Source organism: Methylobacter sp. S3L5C, from assembly GCF_022788635.1.
Taxonomy (GTDB): Bacteria; Pseudomonadota; Gammaproteobacteria; order Methylococcales; family Methylomonadaceae; genus Methylobacter_C.
In genome coordinates this window covers 1,457,610-1,476,420 of the sequence record NZ_CP076024.1, presented here as the reverse complement: position 1 = coordinate 1,476,420, position 18,811 = coordinate 1,457,610, and the positions used below count along the sequence as shown (strand labels likewise).

General features: G+C 43.3%; 22 protein-coding genes and 1 other RNA gene. 8 read left to right on the top strand and 15 right to left on the bottom strand.

The window, feature by feature from the left end; genetic code table 11:
* Positions 1-22: 22 nt before the first annotated feature.
* Positions 23-1,027: a porphobilinogen synthase gene (gene hemB, locus KKZ03_RS06850; RefSeq protein ID WP_371744868.1), complete on the bottom strand. Its 1,005-nt coding sequence runs from the start codon at positions 1,025-1,027 to the stop codon at positions 23-25.
* 158 nt (positions 1,028-1,185) lie between these two features.
* On the opposite strand from hemB, the gene KKZ03_RS06845 reads away from it, so the two are divergent.
* From KKZ03_RS06845 to KKZ03_RS06835, 3 genes are all read left to right on the top strand, one after another.
* On the top strand, positions 1,186-1,821 hold the full coding sequence (locus KKZ03_RS06845; protein WP_243220772.1) for a phospholipid-binding protein MlaC: 636 nt from the start codon (positions 1,186-1,188) through the stop codon (positions 1,819-1,821).
* A 146-nt stretch (positions 1,822-1,967) separates the two neighbouring features.
* The gene (gene cmoB, locus KKZ03_RS06840) at positions 1,968-2,942 is read left to right on the top strand and encodes a tRNA 5-methoxyuridine(34)/uridine 5-oxyacetic acid(34) synthase CmoB (RefSeq protein WP_243220771.1); all 975 of its coding nucleotides are present in this window, start codon (positions 1,968-1,970) and stop codon (positions 2,940-2,942) included.
* Between the two features lie 253 nt (positions 2,943-3,195).
* Positions 3,196-3,516, top strand: coding sequence for a helix-hairpin-helix domain-containing protein (locus KKZ03_RS06835; protein WP_243220770.1), 321 nt, complete (start codon positions 3,196-3,198; stop codon positions 3,514-3,516).
* 159 nt (positions 3,517-3,675) lie between these two features.
* On the opposite strand, the gene ubiH is transcribed toward KKZ03_RS06835, so the two are convergent.
* The 3 genes from ubiH to KKZ03_RS06820 are packed head-to-tail and all read right to left on the bottom strand — an operon-like array spanning position 3,676 to position 6,740.
* Entirely contained in the window at positions 3,676-4,875 is a 1,200-nt protein-coding gene (ubiH, locus tag KKZ03_RS06830) for a 2-octaprenyl-6-methoxyphenyl hydroxylase (protein WP_243220769.1), read from the bottom strand.
* Positions 4,875-6,185: a Xaa-Pro aminopeptidase gene (gene pepP, locus KKZ03_RS06825; RefSeq protein ID WP_243220768.1), complete on the bottom strand. Its 1,311-nt coding sequence runs from the start codon at positions 6,183-6,185 to the stop codon at positions 4,875-4,877. The genes ubiH and pepP overlap by 1 nt, the downstream gene beginning before the upstream one ends.
* A gap of 12 nt (positions 6,186-6,197) precedes the next feature.
* Positions 6,198-6,740, bottom strand: a complete 543-nt coding sequence (locus tag KKZ03_RS06820) for a UPF0149 family protein (protein ID WP_243220767.1) — start codon at positions 6,738-6,740, stop codon at positions 6,198-6,200.
* A 179-nt stretch (positions 6,741-6,919) separates the two neighbouring features.
* On the opposite strand from KKZ03_RS06820, the gene KKZ03_RS06815 reads away from it, so the two are divergent.
* The 3 genes from KKZ03_RS06815 to ssrS all read left to right on the top strand — a co-directional run bounded on the left by KKZ03_RS06815 (position 6,920) and on the right by ssrS (position 7,629).
* The gene (locus KKZ03_RS06815; RefSeq protein WP_243220766.1) at positions 6,920-7,141 is read left to right on the top strand and encodes a TIGR02449 family protein; all 222 of its coding nucleotides are present in this window, start codon (positions 6,920-6,922) and stop codon (positions 7,139-7,141) included.
* Positions 7,138-7,437 carry a cell division protein ZapA gene (locus KKZ03_RS06810; RefSeq protein ID WP_243220765.1) on the top strand — a complete coding sequence of 100 codons (300 nt, stop codon included), beginning with the start codon at positions 7,138-7,140 and terminating at the stop codon, positions 7,435-7,437. The genes KKZ03_RS06815 and KKZ03_RS06810 overlap by 4 nt, the downstream gene beginning before the upstream one ends.
* Before the next feature lie 12 nt (positions 7,438-7,449).
* Positions 7,450-7,629: non-coding RNA, 6S RNA (gene ssrS / locus KKZ03_RS06805), on the top strand.
* 95 nt (positions 7,630-7,724) lie between these two features.
* On the opposite strand, the gene KKZ03_RS06800 is transcribed toward ssrS, so the two are convergent.
* The 6 genes from KKZ03_RS06800 to KKZ03_RS06775 form a co-directional block, all read right to left on the bottom strand.
* Entirely contained in the window at positions 7,725-8,432 is a 708-nt protein-coding gene (locus tag KKZ03_RS06800; RefSeq protein WP_243220764.1) for a class I SAM-dependent methyltransferase, read from the bottom strand.
* A gap of 9 nt (positions 8,433-8,441) precedes the next feature.
* Positions 8,442-9,257 carry a formylmethanofuran dehydrogenase subunit C gene (locus KKZ03_RS06795; protein ID WP_243220763.1) on the bottom strand — a complete coding sequence of 272 codons (816 nt, stop codon included), beginning with the start codon at positions 9,255-9,257 and terminating at the stop codon, positions 8,442-8,444.
* Positions 9,254-10,150, bottom strand: a complete 897-nt coding sequence (fhcD, locus tag KKZ03_RS06790; RefSeq protein WP_243220762.1) for a formylmethanofuran--tetrahydromethanopterin N-formyltransferase — start codon at positions 10,148-10,150, stop codon at positions 9,254-9,256. The genes KKZ03_RS06795 and fhcD overlap by 4 nt, the downstream gene beginning before the upstream one ends.
* Positions 10,147-11,814, bottom strand: coding sequence for a formylmethanofuran dehydrogenase subunit A (locus KKZ03_RS06785; protein WP_243220761.1), 1,668 nt, complete (start codon positions 11,812-11,814; stop codon positions 10,147-10,149). The genes fhcD and KKZ03_RS06785 overlap by 4 nt, the downstream gene beginning before the upstream one ends.
* Positions 11,814-13,082, bottom strand: a complete 1,269-nt coding sequence (locus KKZ03_RS06780) for a formylmethanofuran dehydrogenase subunit B (RefSeq protein ID WP_243220760.1) — start codon at positions 13,080-13,082, stop codon at positions 11,814-11,816. The genes KKZ03_RS06785 and KKZ03_RS06780 overlap by 1 nt, the downstream gene beginning before the upstream one ends.
* A gap of 120 nt (positions 13,083-13,202) precedes the next feature.
* On the bottom strand, positions 13,203-13,568 hold the full coding sequence (locus KKZ03_RS06775) for a DUF6164 family protein (protein ID WP_243220759.1): 366 nt from the start codon (positions 13,566-13,568) through the stop codon (positions 13,203-13,205).
* Positions 13,569-13,757: 189 nt separating this feature from the next.
* On the opposite strand from KKZ03_RS06775, the gene KKZ03_RS06770 reads away from it, so the two are divergent.
* Positions 13,758-14,309 carry a DUF1415 domain-containing protein gene (locus tag KKZ03_RS06770; protein WP_243220758.1) on the top strand — a complete coding sequence of 184 codons (552 nt, stop codon included), beginning with the start codon at positions 13,758-13,760 and terminating at the stop codon, positions 14,307-14,309.
* Positions 14,310-14,367: 58 nt separating this feature from the next.
* Here the strand turns inward: KKZ03_RS06770 and KKZ03_RS06765 are convergent, their stop codons facing one another.
* Positions 14,368-15,123 (bottom strand): hypothetical protein, encoded by a 756-nt coding sequence (locus tag KKZ03_RS06765; RefSeq protein ID WP_243220757.1) that lies wholly within the window; start codon positions 15,121-15,123, stop codon positions 14,368-14,370.
* Positions 15,124-15,210: 87 nt separating this feature from the next.
* Between KKZ03_RS06765 and KKZ03_RS06760 the strand changes: the two genes are divergently transcribed.
* On the top strand, positions 15,211-15,510 hold the full coding sequence (locus KKZ03_RS06760) for a DUF2288 domain-containing protein (protein ID WP_243220756.1): 300 nt from the start codon (positions 15,211-15,213) through the stop codon (positions 15,508-15,510).
* Between the two features lie 188 nt (positions 15,511-15,698).
* On the opposite strand, the gene KKZ03_RS06755 is transcribed toward KKZ03_RS06760, so the two are convergent.
* From KKZ03_RS06755 to KKZ03_RS21780, 4 genes are all read right to left on the bottom strand, one after another.
* Complete coding sequence (locus KKZ03_RS06755) at positions 15,699-17,024, bottom strand: DEAD/DEAH box helicase (RefSeq protein ID WP_243220755.1); 1,326 nt, start codon at positions 17,022-17,024, stop codon at positions 15,699-15,701.
* Between the two features lie 307 nt (positions 17,025-17,331).
* Positions 17,332-18,096, bottom strand: a complete 765-nt coding sequence (locus tag KKZ03_RS06750; RefSeq protein ID WP_256452012.1) for a transposase — start codon at positions 18,094-18,096, stop codon at positions 17,332-17,334.
* 294 nt (positions 18,097-18,390) lie between these two features.
* On the bottom strand, positions 18,391-18,570 hold the full coding sequence (locus KKZ03_RS06745; protein ID WP_243220754.1) for a hypothetical protein: 180 nt from the start codon (positions 18,568-18,570) through the stop codon (positions 18,391-18,393).
* 114 nt (positions 18,571-18,684) lie between these two features.
* Positions 18,685-18,807, bottom strand: coding sequence for a hypothetical protein (locus KKZ03_RS21780; RefSeq protein WP_256451999.1), 123 nt, complete (start codon positions 18,805-18,807; stop codon positions 18,685-18,687).
* Positions 18,808-18,811 lie beyond the last annotated feature (4 nt).

Here is an 18,811-nt window from a genome sequence, read left to right as displayed (position 1 = left end):
AAAAAGCTACTGCGCTTAAATATTACTCCTGCAACCACTGAGCAACAGACTTGGCATAATAAGTCAGAATACCATCGCTACCGGCTCTTTTAAAAGCCAGCAAAGATTCCATAACAACAGCCTTTTCATCCAGCCAGCCATTGATGGATGCAGCTTTTATCATGGCGTATTCGCCGCTAACCTGATAAGCAAAAGTCGGAACACCATATTGTTCCTTTACCCGGCGAATAATATCCAGATAAGGCATTCCAGGTTTAACCATGACCATATCGGCACCTTCCTGTAAATCCAGTTGGATTTCGCGCATGGCTTCATCAGAATTGGCAGGATCCATCTGGTAACTGTATTTATTACTTTTACCCAGATTTCCGGCAGAGCCTACCGCATCTCTAAACGGCCCATAAAAGCTGGAGGCATATTTGGCAGAATAGGCAAGTATTAAGGTGTTGATATGGTTCTGCGCTTCCAGCGCTTGTCTTATGGCACCAATACGGCCGTCCATCATATCTGAAGGCGCAATAATATCAGCCCCCGCTTCAGCATGAGATAAGGCTTGTTTGACCAAAACCTCGATAGTCGCATCATTGATAACATAACCATCCTGATCGATCAGTCCATCCTGTCCGTGTGAGGTAAAAGGATCAAGAGCAACATCGGTAATAATACCCAGATCAGGAAAAGCTTTTTTTAACGCCCTTACGCTGCGCTGGGCTAATCCGTCAGGGTTATAAGCTTCGGCGGCATCCGCTGATTTTTTATTGGCGGGTGTCACCGGAAACAGTGCGATGGCAGGAATGCCCAAAGTATTAATTTCATCGGCTTGTGCAAGCAGTAAATCCAGGGAAAATCGTTCTACACCTGGCATGGATAAAATAGGTTCTTGCCTGTTTGTGCCTTCAGTCACAAACATTGGGTAAATCAAGTCATCAACAGACAAACGATTTTCGCGCATTAAGCGCCGGGAAAAATCGTTATAACGCATTCTTCTCATGCGTGTATGAGGAAAATTGATGTTATTATATGTCATCTTGTCCATACTCCTGGATTTAGAAAAAGTTAAAATCTCGGGTCTCAATCAACGGCCTGTCTGATCAACAGATCAAAAATTTTATTGTATCAGGGAAACTACCCACTGATATTTGAAAAATATAACAACCCTACACTAGATTAATTTTAGAGGACTTTATGAACATTAAACCCTACCTGTTATTTGGTTTTTTTGCAGCATTGATAGCGTTAATGCCCGTTACTCAAGTGATGGCAGCAGATTTACTACCTCCACAACAAGCCATAGAAAGTGCGTCGTCAAAATTACAGCAAAAAATGCAGGATAAATCTTTCATTAAGGATTTTGCAAAAGTCGCACATTTTGTTAATGAAGCTATCTTACCACATACCGATTTCGACAGAATTTCTTCATTAGTGTTGGGTAAACACTGGAGAACAGCAACACCTGACGAGCGCAATCATTTTAAAAAGGAATTTCAAACATTGTTGGTAAGAACCTATTCTCGTGCCTTTGTCGAGTTTAAAGACTGGTCTATCCGGTATTTGCCCATTGAAATGGAAGGTGACGCGGCAAAAGTTATCGTAAAAACAGAAGTATTACAACCCGGCCTTCAGCCTGTTGCCGTTAATTACCGCATGTTCCTAACTAACGGCGATTGGAAAGCCTACGATATTATGATTGAAGGCGTGAGCCTGGTAACTAACTACCGCACGACTTTTTCCAACGAAATTCAAACCAAGGGATCATTAACCGCTGTTATTGATTCGTTGGCAAAACGTAATACCGAAGCGCTTGCAGCTAAAAATTCGTAAGTTTTAATAGCAATAACCAATCCTGACATCAAGCGTCAGGGTTGGTTTATATTTTTAAAACCGCCACAGTTACATCCTCAATCAAGCAGTACCTGCTTCCAATGTTAGCCCTCTTTACGCTTAACCATGCTACAAATAACTTTTAAATGATTGATTATCAACCGCTATACAATATTTTACTGGATGCAAAAGCCGATGCGTGGGTCAATCTGTTACCCGGACAGATTACCAGTGCGTTTAATACCAATAAACACGGCACGTTATCGCAATGGCAGTCTGCAATCAAGAACCTGCCTGAGTTCCCCACCACGCACCGTTTACTGAATGCTGATGCCATACAAACAGGCCAGGCAAATGATCTGTCTGAAGCTGACAGAATGCAGCTTGAACAACTGCTCAGATCATTACATCCGTGGCGTAAAGGTCCCTACAACTTGTTTGGTATTAACATTGATACTGAATGGCGCTCAGACTGGAAATGGGACCGGCTAAAAAACCACATTACACCGCTTAACCATCGACTTGTACTGGATGTAGGCTGTGGCAATGGCTATCACTGCTGGCGTATGCTAGGTGCCGGAGCAAAAATGGTGGTTGGTATAGACCCCTTGCTACTTAATGTCATGCAGTTTCAATTGATTAGAAAACTGCATGGCGAAGCACCGATCTATGTATTGCCCTTAGGTATAGAAGAGCTGCCCTATGGTTTAAAGCTGTTTGATACGGTCTTTTCCATGGGCGTGCTTTACCATCGCCGTTCGCCTATTGATCATCTGATGGAATTAAAAGACTGCCTTAAACCCGGCGGTGAACTGGTCTTGGAAACACTGGTTATTGATGGCGGATTAGGGGAAGTATTATTACCCGAAGATCGTTATGCCAAAATGCGTAATGTCTGGTTTTTACCTACCTGTGAAACTTTGATAAGCTGGCTAAAACGCTGTGGTTTTAAAAATATTCGCCTGATTGATGTTACGCCAACCAGTATTGAAGAACAGCGCAGCACCGAATGGATGCAGTTTCACTCCCTCAAGGATTTTCTTGACCCAGAAAACCCCGAGTTAACCTGCGAAGGCCTTCCGGCGCCAAAGCGGGCGATTGTTATTGCCAATAATGCGTAACAGCGCCCCTTATCCAGGAACCCCATAAGACGAAATAAGGCTTTTTAAACGCAAGGTAGATGTGGACGGCTTTATGCCAACCGGTGCTTAATGATAAGTTACACTGATATCCCGTAAGAAACTGATTACATACAGATATAACAAAATAAAACCCCCAAAAAAGCACTTGACTTTGCTTCCAAAAAGATTATTTTATGCCTTTTTGCAGTAACAGAATTATTCTTGGCAACTTAATTTTCTTAGGGGAACAATCATGAAAAAACTACTGCTGTTGTTATTAACTTTATTTACCTTCAATGCCTTTGCCACACCCGTTAACGTTAACACCGCAGACGCAAAGACCATCTCGGATGCCCTGTCAGGCATTGGCATGAAAAAAGCGGAAGCTATCGTAAAATATCGAACCGAAAAAGGCTTGTTCAAAACAGCTGAAGAATTAACCAACGTAAAAGGTATCGGTGAAAAAACCCTCGCAAAAAACAAAAAAGACATCTTGCTCAGTGACACACCCACTGCGGAACCTGCCGCCGTTGCCGAACCAAAAACAGCCGCTGAACCCAAAAAAGCCAAGTAGCTTATTACAAGGCATAATGCCCTGGTCAAGACGCAATAGTAAACCAGCACATTTGTAGGATATGCTCAAGCAACAGTGAAGCGCATCAACGGTAATTGAGCGATGCGCTTCACTACGTTCAGCCATCCTACGAGGACATGTTATTTATTGAGTAACCGGTTACTCAGACGGTGTAAGCCCGGCAAGACCCATGGCATGGCGCGTTAGCAGAGTTTTTGCAGCGGGAATATGATCAAGTAATGCCAAGCCGATATTTCTAACCACTGCCAGTGCCAACCACTCATTGGAGAAAATCTTTACTACCGTATCAGTAAAGCCAATTGTCCGGTCATGATCTTTTTTTCTGGATAGTGCATAGTCTTTTAAAAAATCAGCCGCACCAATATCTTGATTTTGTTCATGCTGATTAACCAGCATTTCAGCCAATTGTACAACGTCCCGTAGTCCTAAGTTAAAGCCCTGCCCTGCAACAGGATGTAACTGATGTACGGCATTACCTATAATCACCGCCCGACCGGCAACCATTTTTTCTGCACGAATTAATGATAACGGAAAAGCGCGTCTGGGTGCTGTTAAGCTAAATTGACCCAACTTAAAGCCAAAACAGTGTTGCAACTCGGCCAGAAAATCTGCCTCACTCCCCAACATCAAGGCGTTAGCATCCTCATTCGTGCGCGTCCAGACGACTGCACATTCATTTTTTGCGATTGGCAACAAGGCTAACGGCCCGGAAGCCGTAAAGCGCTCAAAGGCGGTATTTTTATTAGGGAGTGTTGATTTTACCGTAGTAACCAACGCCGTTTGACCATACTCCGTGGTCTGCTGAGCGATATCCAACAACTGCCTAACTGATGACAAACCGCCGTCAGCACCGACCAATAACCGGGCTGATAGGGTTAATGAATCATTACCCTGCTTTAAACTGATGCAGACCTCGTTATCGCCAGACATCAAACCCACCACACGCGCAGGAGAAATCAGCTCTATACTCGACTCAGCGACCAGATTGGCAACGTACGCCTCAAGATCCCGCGCACTAATCACATATCCCAAGGCATCTACGTGTTCTTTTTGTGCCGACAGGCGCGTTTTACCAAAATGACCACGATCAGAGATATGAATATGCTGTATCGGGGTAGCTGCATGACTAATACCCTGCCAAATACCCAAGGTATTGAGCACCATAACAGTACCTGCCGCTAAAGCCAAAGCCCGGTCACCTGCAGAAGAAGCCTGTAATTGTTCGGGCGTATTGGCCTCAACAATAGCAATCCTCAAGCCGGTATCTTTTAATGACAACGCCAGGCAATTACCTGCCAAACCACCGCCAACAATCACCAAATCATAATTCTGTTGCATTAGATTGCCTGCATTAATGCTTCAATTTCTGCTATCTCTTTGGGTACACTACTGGTTAATACTTCATAACCTTGAGCGGTAACCAAAATATCATCCTCAATACGAATACCGATACCCCGCCATTTTTCATCAACGGATTTACAATCAGCAGGAATATACAAGCCAGGTTCTACGGTTAAAACCATACCGGCTTCCAACAATCGCCATTCCTGGTCAATTTTATAATTACCCACATCATGCACATCCATTCCCAGCCAGTGACCGATGCGATGCATATAAAATAACTTATATTTTTCATCTTTAATCAGTTTTTTCAACTTGCCTTTAAGCAGGCCTAAAGAAACCAATCCTTTCGTAATGGTTTCAACTGAAGCCTCATGCGCCATATTCCAGGGCACTCCCGGCTTGATTTGTTCAAGTGCCGCCGCCTGTGCATCTAAAACCAGCTGATACAGTTGTTTTTGCGGCTCGCTAAAACGCCCGGAAATTGGAAAGGTACGGGTAATATCGGCGGCATAATGGTCGCATTCTGCGCCGGCATCAATCAGCAGTAAGTCACCGCTTTTTAATTTGGAAGCATTTTCAGTGTAATGGAGCGTACAGGCATTTTTGCCACCGGCAACAATTGAGGGATAAGCCACGGCACGCAAACCATTTTGGATAAAATGATAAATCATTTCAGCTTCTATCTGATATTCATACATTCCGGCTTTGCAGACCTGCATGGCTTTAACATGAGCATTTGCCGAAACCTCTGCCGCACGACGCATTAGCTTTAATTCGGCAGCACTTTTAAACAGGCGCATCTCATGCAAAATAACGTCCAAACAAACCAACTCTGCAGGTGCCACAACACCGCTTCTGGACTGACTGCGGATATGATTGATCCATTCCAGCAAGCTATTATCCAACTCCAGATCATGTCCCATCGGATAAAAAACTTTCGTTTTGTTTTCCAACAAACCCGGTAAGATATCATCCAAATCATCTATCGGAAAAGAATCATCCGCCTCATAATGCGCTGTTGCTCCTTCCAACCCTGAATGTGCGCCCTCCCATAAGGCCTTCTTTTCATCAAATTCACGGCAAAATAAAATGTATTCGCCTTTTTCGCGTCCAGGGATAAATACAGCCAGAGCGTCCGGCTCATTAAAACCGGTTAAATAATAAAAATCGCTGTCCTGCCGAAATGGAAAATCTACATCCCGATTGCGCGTGTGCATTGAAGCACTACCTATCAAGGCAATATTACCTTTACCAACGCTTTGCATTAATTGCTTGCGTCGTTTTTTAAACTCACTTTGTTTCATATTGTTCGCCACCTAATCAATAAAGTCATCGTCAATATCATCATTGTCGCGGCTATGGTTACCCAACTCATCGCGGAGTAATAATACAGCCGACCTCAAATATTCAGTAATTTCCATAAAAGCCTGCTCATCTTCCTCACCTTCTGCATTGGCATCAAGTTTGGTAAATTCGGCAATATCTTTAAGTATATCACGAGCCTCTTTAGGCCATTTTGCGCCTGATGCCCCTGAGCCAATACCAAACAGAAATCCCCTGCACCAGCTTTTTAATGCTTCAGCCTGCTCGACCAACGAGATATCATCTTCCGGCAGAAACAGGTCAAACTCAAACTCGTCACTTCCCAATAAGCGCCGTGTTTCCTCAAACAATCTTACTAGCATGTATTGATTTTCATCATTCACAGAATCGCTATCCTGCAACAACTCGGCCAACCAATAGGCGCTATCCGCCTGATCATTGATGCATAACAAGCCGGTCGCCAAGCCATGGGCTTCAGCAGCTGAAAGCTCGGCATCACTTTGTACAATTATTGAGTTACACGCGCTATAAGACATAATAATTTCACTATCACTAAAAAAAAAATATACCTTATGCTACCATTGATAATTAACCCGGTTAATATTTGTTCACTTTAACTTGCTGAGCGAGTAACTCTGCGTAGTAAAAGTCACTCGTTGCTACCCAAAAAACTCTTATAAGCACCCGATTACTGGCAATAACTTTAGTTACCAACATGACAGACAACTCTCTACCTTTAGAAATAAAAGATTTCGAAGATAAACTGGATAGGCTCATCGACAACTATCAGCATGTAAAAGATGAAAACAGTTCCCTGAAAATTAAACAAGAAACCTTGGCTCAGGAAAAAGCGCAATTACTGGAAAAGACCACGTTAGCCAAAACCCGAGTAGAAGCAATGATTAACCGACTAAAAGCTATGGAGCTTGGCTCATGAATAACAAACCCCAGCCAATATCACTGATGATTATGGCCAAAGAATACAGAATTGCCTGCGATCCTGAAGAACAGGATGCTCTTGTTCATTCCGCTCAAAAGCTTGATATGCAAATGCGTAAAATGCGCGACTCCGGCAAAATAAATGGCCCGGACAGAATTGCAGTTATGGCAGCGCTTAACTTGGCTCATGAACTAGAGTTAGTGAAAAATCAGAATAACCAACTCAATCAAAAGTTAAATGAATGCCTGAATAAATTAAGCCAAAAGATAGAAAATGTTTTAGAAAACCGCTAGAATATTACCCTGTATCTCCTGCAGCGTTCGAGAGTGTGCTGGGTGTTTCCTGAACCTGTATTTACCCCGGGGACGACTTCCGTTACTGGTGCGCATGTCCGTTTTATACGGAAAGCCTGATTTACCGGTTAAGTCCCCACTTGAACTTCCGGTTCAAGGACGAAAGTACATAACGGCGCAGGTGGGAGATACAGTTTTCTATAAAAAAAACCTCTTTTTTTATAGAAAACTGTATCTCCCCATTATTTTTTTATTTCCATACTCATCGTGACATTTTAGGCTGACCGCTAATTTATATTCCCGTCGCCATCACAGCCAGATTGAATAATCAGCATTTCATTACCACCCTTTTGAAACTCATATAAAACAGTTTTTATTTCAATACGATAACCTTGGTTAGCAAGGCTTTCAGTCACAAAATCCAAGTGCGGCGAATAAGTACCATCAAGGGTAAGCAATGGAAATATTCTTACTTCGCGAGCGACACGTAACATTTCTTGAAGCGCTTGAAGATGAAACTCGGCGGACATGTGCATGCTATAGAGAAACAAGAAATGAGATGACAAAGCAAGATCGAACTTTCCATTTTCAAAAGGTAACACCGGTAACTCTCCATTAATATATCTCTCGCTGTTCTTTCCATTTTCGTAGTCAGCAAGGAATGTAGCCATTGCCGACATGCGAACATGCTCCAGTTCTTCAATAGAAGCGATAGTATTCCAAAGGTAGTCGTTCCGATTCTTACATATTTGAAGCATTACCGTTTCGCGGGTTTCCAAGATGCGCTTGTTAATCTGTAATGCATCAAAAACATAGAGCGGATCAACTGAAACTATACGCCCTCCCCGCTTGGTCAGTTCGGCGTTAAATCCAGCCGGGCCATCGCCACAACCAAGAATAGAAAGCCCTAAATCAACTTCAGTAAGAGCAAACATGGCCAGGTATTCATCGTAAGAACGTCCCCACGGCACAACTTTGTCTAAAGCAAACCCCATAACGTTAAGTTAAATTATTCTGACCAACACTTCACCATGGCCCGTTTCCGACATATCACCTGCGTAACGCTGGACACGATTGAATGCACTTGATGCATCAGCAAACCTTGAGTTCAACGACTTAAATGACGCAAATAAAATAGGTAAAAATGCCAACGTATGAGCGCCGCAATCATTAAAACTGGCTGACAACTGCGGTTGGTTCCATAACAACAAAGTACCCCGGTGCATCGCATAGCCTAAATACCGCCCTGTTTGCCCCATAACCGCAATGGTTCCTGCCGTCATCCGTGAACCGCAATAATCTCCGGCATTACCTTCGATCAGGATATTACCACGACGCATGTGGTCACCAACCCGTTCACCCGCATTACCTTTAACCAGAACAGTACCACCTTTCATGCCCATTTTATTGCCGGGCAGTGCCGCACCTAAAAAATCACCCGTATTACCGGCAATCTCAAGATAACCTTTTTTCATTTCACAAGCGGCATAAAGTCCGGCATTACCCGATACTTTAAGCTCGCCGGCTTTCATACCAAATCCTAAATAAGCACCGGCATCGCCACTGACACTTATGCAGCCACCATCAAGTTCTTTACCAATAAAATCAAGATTATCAACGCTGTTTTTAATAATGATATTTTGTGTATCAGAACCGTCAATGGTGAATAATTCATCAACACGCAACTTGCGCTTGCCGCTTTGCAACGTTAAAGCCGCAATATCAGCGACTGCCAACTCTTTCAAAAGGTGACACACCAGCGGCGACATATCAACACGTTGTGCTGTTCTGTGTTTTAACGTAAAAGTTAAAGCGCTCATGCCATAATCTCCTGTAAATGAAAGTGAAACGGCCCCAGCTTGCCACCATAATTACCGGCACTAATACGCTTAATGCCATTAGCTGCACCCAAATCACAGATGGCTTGAATGCCAACCCGCATGGCTTTGGAGATGTCTTCCTTGGTTAAGCCATCAATAACAATTTCCATGACTGATTCAATCTCGGGTGACAATTCGGTTTTGGTCATGCCTTTTAAAGTCGGGCAGAATGCATCGTTGGTTGATGCACCCAAAGTTTTATATTTTGATCCGACTTTAGATCCTGAACGCACGACGCCGCCAGGAAAAGGCATAATCACATTGGGAATTTTACGCATTTCTTCAATAGCAGCTTCACAGGCGGCCAGCGCTTGCGGTTGTGATTCCGCCAACACTAAAAAGTTACCGCCACCAATCGCATCGACTTGACCGGTGGTCGCTTCCGCTAAAAACTCGCCATCCATCACCGGAATTCGCCAGTAACGTTTACCACTAATTTGTTTGGATACCTGAAAGCCGTCGCCAAAATAACGCAGGTTTTTACCCAAAGGAATTCTGATACCACCATCAATGCCGGCAAATAACGCCGCAGTAGGGGAGGTTAATACGCACTGTCCTGCCCGTGTTTCCAGTTGCTTGGCCAGGCCTTTGCCACCCATGGCAAATATCATAACCGATACACCGGGACGACCATCAGGCGTTTCTGACGGATCTAAAATACGCTCTATGCTGCCTTCGCAACCACAAGCAATTACTGAAGTAGCAAAACCGGTCATCGCCTGCGCTGAAATCAGCGCCCATTTTGCGTTTTGCGCAGTGATAATGGCGCGGGTGGCTTTCATTGGAAACGCTTCGGCAAACGTTGCGTCTATAGTTACGCCGTTAATAATCATGCGACATCTCCATTCAATGGATGCACGGTTATACTACCGCGTCCATCCTCAGTGATTTCATCATCACTCATTTTAAAGTTACCCAGTTTCATGGTCAGAAAACGATCGAAATAATCTTTTAAACCTTTTTCTACCGAGGGGTCAAAATCAGGCTTAACCACATGCGTTGTGCCCCATTTGGTAGAAACGACCTTGCCATCAACCACGACTAATTGACCATCTTTAAACACATAATCGGGTTTTTCAAACATTTTTTGACGGTCATTATTATCGGTGTAAATGGTAATATCAGCCCAGTTACCGGCACTTAAACCACCACGATCTTTTAAACCAATCAATTTAGCCGCTCCGGCACGAGTCATAATGGCAATTTCCTGTAGCGTGTATTCACGTTCAATGGAGGCCAGTGTGGTCATTTTTTGTGCTTCAGGATGAATGGTTGATAACACCTCATTACGGAAACTTCTGTCCATTAACAAACGGATCAAATGCGGATAACTGGTAAACGGCGCGCCATTCGGGTGGTCAGTAGTCAGGAAAATGCGCCATGGATCATCAACCAGTAAAAAGGTTTCCAGACCAATCGCCCATTGCAAGGCATTAACAAAATTTTTATCTTTATATTTAAAAGGGACAACACCGCAACCGGCATCACATTCAATATCCATCGTCACCCATTTATTGGGGCTGCCATGTTTATGATTGGCATGTTGACGCATGCTGTCACCGGATGCCGTAACCGTTTGACCAAACAGGATTTGGCCCACGTCAATGGTGATATTTTTATTTCTGTTGATGGCTTCGGCAATCTCGGCAACGCCGGAAGAAAATTTGAAATCGCCTTCGGTGCCATAACTATGGAACTGAATATGCGTTAAATGCATCGGCAGGCCGCCAATACCCTGAATGGTATCCAGCGTCGTTTGCATATTACCCGGTACACCCAAATTACAGCCATGAACATGTAAAGGATGGGTAACACCAATTTCTTTAACCGCTGTTGCCAATACGCGCAAAATATCTCGCGGCGTTACGCCATAATGTGCGTTTTGCTCATCCAGATCCAGCTTGCGCTGGTTAAATTTAAACGCACTAATACCACCGGGATTAACGACTTTAACGCCGATAGCTTTAGCCGCGTGCATTGTCCAAGCCACATAGTCATTAATGGCTTTCTGGTCTTTTTTGGCAGTCAGCATGCGCAGTAAATAATCATCACTGCCCATCATGACATAACCGCCTTTATCCAGAATAGGGATATCCGCCATTTCCATATGTGCCTGACGTGCGTTAATTGGCAGTACAGCCGGCTCAAATCCGGCGGTATAACCCATTTCCGCATAACGATAGCCGGTAACAAAGCTACTGGGCATGGCATGACCACAGCCGGAACGGGTAATATCACTGCGATGCACCGGATCATTGCGATGATCTTCCGGTAACAAGGTTCGGGCAATGTTACCCTTACCGCCACCAATATGCGTGTGCATATCAATCGCGCCAGACATGACGACCTTACCTTTTAAATCATATTCTTTATCGACCTTAACATCTTCAGTCGGTTTTTTAACAATACGTCCGTCTTGTATGTAAATATCTTGCTGCTGACCATCAACTCCGCTTGCGGGATCATAGACAGTTCCACCTGTTAACTTTATAAACATTATCTTACCTGCAAAGCTTGTTCAATGGCATTCAGTACTTGAGCAGTACTGGGCAAACCGGAATCACGTAATTTCTTTAAACGAATGGCGACTACATTATCCATACGATAGGCATGACCGACATGATCAATACCCGGTGTGCCCACGGGAATAAAAACATCCGGTTCTGTAGCGAACGTCATGCCTGAGCGACCAACCACAATAGTCGGCACAGCCGTTACCGGTGGCAGCGCCTTAACGTTAAAGGCATGTACCCAAACCAAAGCATCTGCTTCGCCGTTTGCCAATAACACGTTGGTGTCGTTTAAAAACGGATCATATTCAGGATAGCCGGAACTAAAACGGGTGCGAACCGGGAAACCTGTTGTCCATCCGCACACCTGATTAGCTGTTTGATCACCCTCTTTGCCACCTAACGGCAAGCCGGAACAGCGCGTATCTTGATTATTAACATCCTTAACCATTTCTGACAGCATCTGCACGGTTAATTCCGCTTGCGCATAAGCCAAAGCACCCGCCGCCCAGATCACTACGCCATATTTGGCGGCGATTAATTTGTCGGCAATCGTTTGCAAATCAGTAACCGCTATACCACAAACCGCTGTAGCACCGATCAATTGACCTTTTACCAATGCTCTCAATACGGCAACCACTTCCGGCAAATCTTCAGTGGCACATTCAAAAACCAGAGCTTTTTTACCCTTTGGCGAGGTTGATGCATCACCCGAAGGCGCTGTACCTAAATAAATTACTTCACGATGACTGGTATCATCCAAAAACATGGATTCTTTATTCCACAAATAATGCTCAAAAAAGCGTGGCGCAAAGGCTTCCAAATCCGTACCAACAACCAGCAAACAATCACAACGATTTTTAACTTCTGCCAGCGTGGTATTCATCCAGCCAGAATCTTGCAGCGCCAAAAAGTTATTACGGGCATCGGTAAAATTGATATGATCAACCACGGCACCACAACGATCCGCCAAGGCCAACAAGCCTCGCATGCCGTTAACATCGGTTGCACAACCACCAATCACAGGTAGACTGGTGTCTTTTAATATCGCTGCGGCTCTAGCAATGGCAATATCCAGACTGACTTCTTTGCCATCAACCCTGGCACTGATATCGGTAATTGGCTGTTCAAATGCAGGCGTATTAACCGCACAACCATTGTCAATTACTTTCAGCAATACACCATCAACCTTGATGGTCAGGTCATCCGTCCCAATACCGCAAAAAGGACTCGGTACTTCAATTATCTCGGTCATTCAGCTGTCCTTTTATTATAGTTAGTTCACTCACCAGGCACTTTTATAGCACTAGTTGCCGGTGATGTTGTGCCGACATTCTAACCTTAATTGCTGGTACTGTCTCATTTTAACCGACTCTTACAAGCCCAATTCAAGCAACAATTTAACAGAGACATAAACAACCAGTGCCATCGCAAACAGATAGGCACAGTAAAGTAACGGCTGTTCCATAAAGGCTTTCAACAGTGTCTTTTGCTGATTCAATTTTTTGAGTTGTAAATAATCCTCGCGGGAAGTCAGAAATCGCTGCTGTTGATAAACGCTAAGTAATTGCCTGGCTTTTTCCAGATCAGCTTCATCTCTCAGCCATAAGGCAGGCATCGACATTCCCCAGTTACCAGCTGAAGTTTCATAAAAATCAATGTTCTCCGCAGTTAATAATTCGCGGACTTCATCAGCTTCATCTTCAGGTACGCCACGTAGATTAAATAATAATAGAGTCATGATTTTTTTGTGATTGGTAGGGTAACTAACTTAAATTGAGATATTATAGCGGCAATGGATTATCACATACTGACAAAACTCACCAACACCATCAGATCATTTTTGATTTAAAATTACCAAATTTAATACCTTCTTCTTCGATAATCACCAACAGATTTTCCCGTAACCTATAAAAATACCATACAAACCATGGCAGATAATGATCAACAATTGATAGATGCAACGCAAAAATGGTTAAAAACCATTGTCATTGAATACAGCATTTGTCCGTTCGCCAAGCGTGAACTGGAGCGGGGGAGTATTCGTTTTGTCGCAAACCATGACACTGAAATTGAAAATTGCCTGTTAAATTTAATGCTGGAATGTGACCGCTTAAATATCGACCCAAGCATTGAAACAACGCTGTTGATTTATGACAAGGCTTTTATCTGCTTCGATGATTATCTGGATTTTCTTGAACTTGCCGAAACACTATTAATTGAACAGGATTATGAAGGTGTTTACCAGTTAGCCAGCTTTCATCCGGATTACTGTTTTGAAGGTACCAAACAAAACGATCCGGCTAATTACACCAACCGTTCGCCCTACCCGCTATTACATCTGTTGCGGGAAAGCAGTCTTGAAAAGGCGATAGCGACCTACCCGCATCCTGAAGACATCCCGGAGCGTAATATTGAGTTAACACGTAAATTGGGACTTGCTAAAATGCAGGCATTATTGGCCGCGTGTTATCCATCTTGAATGGCTAACCAACCTTAGGGTGTATAAGCGTAAAGCCATACACCCCGACTGGGAAAAATTATTTCGCTTCTTCATCCCCAGCATGATCTTCAGAAGTAGCTGCTTCTTCAGGTACGATTTCTTCGGAATTAAAGTTTTTTTCAACCATTTTCCATTTAGAATCTGTGGACTTAACATCGGGATCTTTATCTTCAGGCATTACTTCTGCTTTTTTGTTTAACGTTTCCATAAATTCGACAAACCAATCCTGATCTTTAACACCAGCCAAATCCGGATCGTTCAAAATCTCGCCAGCGTCCGGCAAAGTGCCTGCGTCTCTAGCGCTTTCCAGTGTTTTCAGGCATGCATCTTTATCAGCACGCAAACCATAAATACAAGCCAGATTATAAGATGCCGCACCTTTTTGAATAGCATTGGCATTGTCGAACTGTTTTTTGGCACACTCGTACAAACCATCATCCAGATTTACTTTTTTAAGTCTGGCCAAATCCATATAAGCGACGCCGCCATTAATTGCCGCTGCCAGATAATCGGGATTAATCAGCAGACAAAAATTAAACTTATGAATAGCATCCTGATAAATCAAGGCCGCCTCGTCACCGGTTTTGGTTTTTGCCTGGTGCAATAAAGCAAAGCCCCAATTATATAAAGCTTCAGCACGCAACGGATCATCATGTAAAATATCTGCATAACCTTGATAAGCGGCTTTAAATAAGCCATCAGCGGTATTACCTTCGCTTTTACGCGCCTGCGCAGTCTGCTGAATGGTTGCTTTAAGTTTGGATTTTTTGGTGAACGATGTTAAAAGCGACATGACATTGACTCCTGAATAATTGGTTGTGAATGAAATTATAATAGAATAACAGCTCTACTTCTAACGACACTATTAAATGTTTAAACCATGAATGAATCAAACTGTGTTGATATTGCCAGAGAAAAAGTTAATCTGGAGACCTCAAAAATTGCCTGGCAAGAATTACAGCGTTTTTTTGCCAGTGGTACGGCGGTATTTGTTGCCTCCCCTCTAGATTTGGTCGATGTTGCCTACCAATTTTCTATCGACAATAAAGAGCAGGTCGCACAATGGCTGCAAAACAACCAGATTGCCTTGGTATCGGATCAGCAAGCCCTTGAATGGCTGGAAGCCGATAGCGAAGTTTGGGCGGTTGTGGTTAAACCATGGATTTTGGTTCAAAAGTAAGCCGATTTTTAAAGTTCGTAAATCGGGTTACGGATGAATGGGAGAGATATGTGTAGCCATCAACAACGGAAGCTGTAATCGCGTCTGGAACAGCATTACCAAGTAATAATGTAACTCGGCGGCACGCCACGTCGGGTTACATTACCTTGCTATATTTAAAATAAGCTAACCCGACATGGTTGATTGGCTTAATCCTTTCGCCTTGAACCTGATCTTCCCTTGCCTCTTGATTCAATACGCTTGCTGTCCGACCGTTTACTGTCAGCAGGCTTTGCGGTAGCCGCTCGAGCTGCCGGTTTTTTAGAGTGCCGTAAATCTTTTTTACCGGTATCTTTATTGGCTGCGTTCTTTTTAGGGGCGTCAGCGATCTTCAAAGACACCGGCTCATAACCGGTATCAGCAATCCGTGGAATTTGGCGTTTGAGCAGCCGCTCAATTTCCACCAGATAATAAGCTTCTTCAGGGCAAACCAATGACAAGGCGACACCACTTAAACCGGCACGCCCGGTACGGCCAATACGATGAATATAATCTTCGGGTACTTGCGGTAAATCAAAATTAACCACATGCGGTAAATCATCAATATCCAAACCACGCGCGGCAATATCGGTTGCGACCAACACGGATACCTTGCCATTTTTAAAATATTCCAGAGCCTTGTTGCGTGCGCCCTGGGTTTTATCTCCATGCAATGCCGTGGTACGAATACCGTCTTCAATCAATTGCTTTTCCAGACGGTCGGCGCCATGTTTGGTACGCACAAATACCAGTACCTGTTTCCAGTTATTGCTGCCAATCAAATAAGACAGCAAGGCACGCTTATACTCACGGTCTATGCCATAAACAAGTTCCGTCACATTTTCAGCTGTCGCATTTTGCTTGGCAACTTCCACTTCAACGGGATTGTTCAACATCTGTGATGCCAGAGATTTAATCGCATTAGGCACGGTAGCGGAAAATAACAAACTCTGCCGTTTCTTGGGTATCAACGCCATAATTTGCTTGATATCAGGCAGAAAGCCCATATCCAGCATCCGGTCAGATTCATCCAAAACCAGTATTTCTACATTTGACAGATTAATATTACGTTGTTTTATGTGGTCAATCAAACGCCCTGGTGTTGCCACTACGATGTCACAACCTTTACGTAAATTGCGGGTTTGCACACCAATACTAGCACCGCCAACAATCGTTTCCACATGTAAAGGCAAATGTTTTCCGTAAGTGACAACACTTTCATAAACTTGCGCAGCCAATTCACGGGTTGGTACTAAAATCAGGGCACGAATATTGTGCGGTTTTTGATGCGGGTCATGATTTTCGGCCAACCTTTGCAATAATGGCAGCGTAAAACTGGCGGTCTTTCCTGTACCCGTTTGCGCACCTGCCAATACATCCCTGCCCTCAAGGATTAATGGAATGGCTTTTTGTTGTACCGGTGTAGGTGTGGTGTAGCCTTGATCCGCTACAGCATTAAGGAGATGCTCGGTTAATCCGAGTTGTTCGAAAGTCATTAAAAACCTCTGGTAAGATAGCTCGTTCATTATCAAGTGATAATGAACATTTTAGAAACAAATTACAAATAAGCAGCTTACGGTAAAAACAGCTTTTACCTGAATTATTACTTATAAATTTAATATTTCTTATTATGACATGACTTATAAATCAATGATATATAAAAGAACTTATTAAGCCTTACCGACAAAGTTCTATCTTTGTTTATTGTGCATGACACAGAAAAAGCTTACCAAACAGAGGTGTTTATTTTTATTGTAGCGCAGGCAATTAGCGATGAATGTAAAGACAAAATTTTAATGTGAATTAAGAGCTAACTCGTAAATGATTCCAAAAGAACATGGCGGCGGCCAACTTGCCAAATACATGAACCATTAGACCGTTGTATGATCGCACCTTGCCAGCGCATTCAATGCCTGTTTGTTGCTCAATCCAGCCGAATAAGGTTTCAATGGGTTGTCGGACACGAGAAATGGCCGTCGATAACCATTGATCCTGTGGCTCCAAATACGTTTGGCCTTTTTGTTTTTTCACCGGCGTTAATACCGTCAGGTTTTGAGCCTCTCTGACTTCTTTTGCATCGGATCGGTGATAGGCCTTGTCGCCATAAAGCGCGTTGTTATTCAATTCAGGCTTAATCTGATCAAATACTGTCCCATCATGGCAACTTGCTCCCGTTACACCAATATATTCAGGGTTAGGCAACGTACCCGCTTGGCGACGCCCGACGATATGAACCCGATCCCCATAATAGTATAATTTTTTGGTTGAACAATAACCTGCATCGGCTAACTCGCTTGCTACGCGCGCTTTAAACTTGTGTCCTTGCTTGGCCAGCGCCACCGGAAAAGAATCTATCAACCAGACTTGTCCTTGATTTTTTGCTTCTTGCTCTTGCTGAATGATTTCCAGCAATGGCGCGAAAACATCAGCCACTTTATTTAGTCGTTGCACAAAAGCGGTGTAACCGGGCAATTTCGGAAACCATTCGCGCAAATGACGCTCGGCATAACCATAGATCTTTTTTAGTTCTCTATTTTTATCAATGACCCCAAATAGGTAGAACGCTATAACTTCTTCATCGATAAAACTCAGGTCTCAATAATTCGACATGCGCTGACTATAAACCCAAAGGTTATTCTGATAGTACTTGCATACATAAAGATAAGTTGTTATTAATTGCTCTTGCCAGTTCATTGGTTGCCTATAGGTTGGGGGGAGTCGTGTCTTTCCCAATATTCTAGTCCAACTAGTGTTCTGACTTCTATTCAGCTCTTAATTCACATTTTAATCATTAAATATTAATTGCTCTCAAGCAAAGCTATCATCTCTTGCCGATTAATTACTTGTTTTTCCTGTAACAGATTAGCCGGTTTTTCCAACGAGTTGCGGTTTATGATGATTATCTCCAGAGCGCGGAGCTCCTTCTTTAATCAGTATTATTATTTCTGTATCGATGATACGGGCATTCTCATCGCTGTAATTACGATATTCTGTTAGTTCTGCTTCCAGAAACTGAAGCGGTTGGCGCTTGCCATAAATCATAGACGCCCGTTGAAATACTACCCAAGGTAATCTCTTCTGCCATACGTCCACCCAGTAAAAATGAAACTTTTTTGCTTTAACCGGTGTAATTGAGCATCTACAGGCTTATTGAGTTCAAGCTCCGGATTTGGCCTGAATAGAACGCCAAATAATGAACTTATTTTGTTTTTCAGGTAAGCCTACATTACCAAGTAAAGTAACAATAAACTGAATAATGGTATATTTTGGCTCACTCATTCCA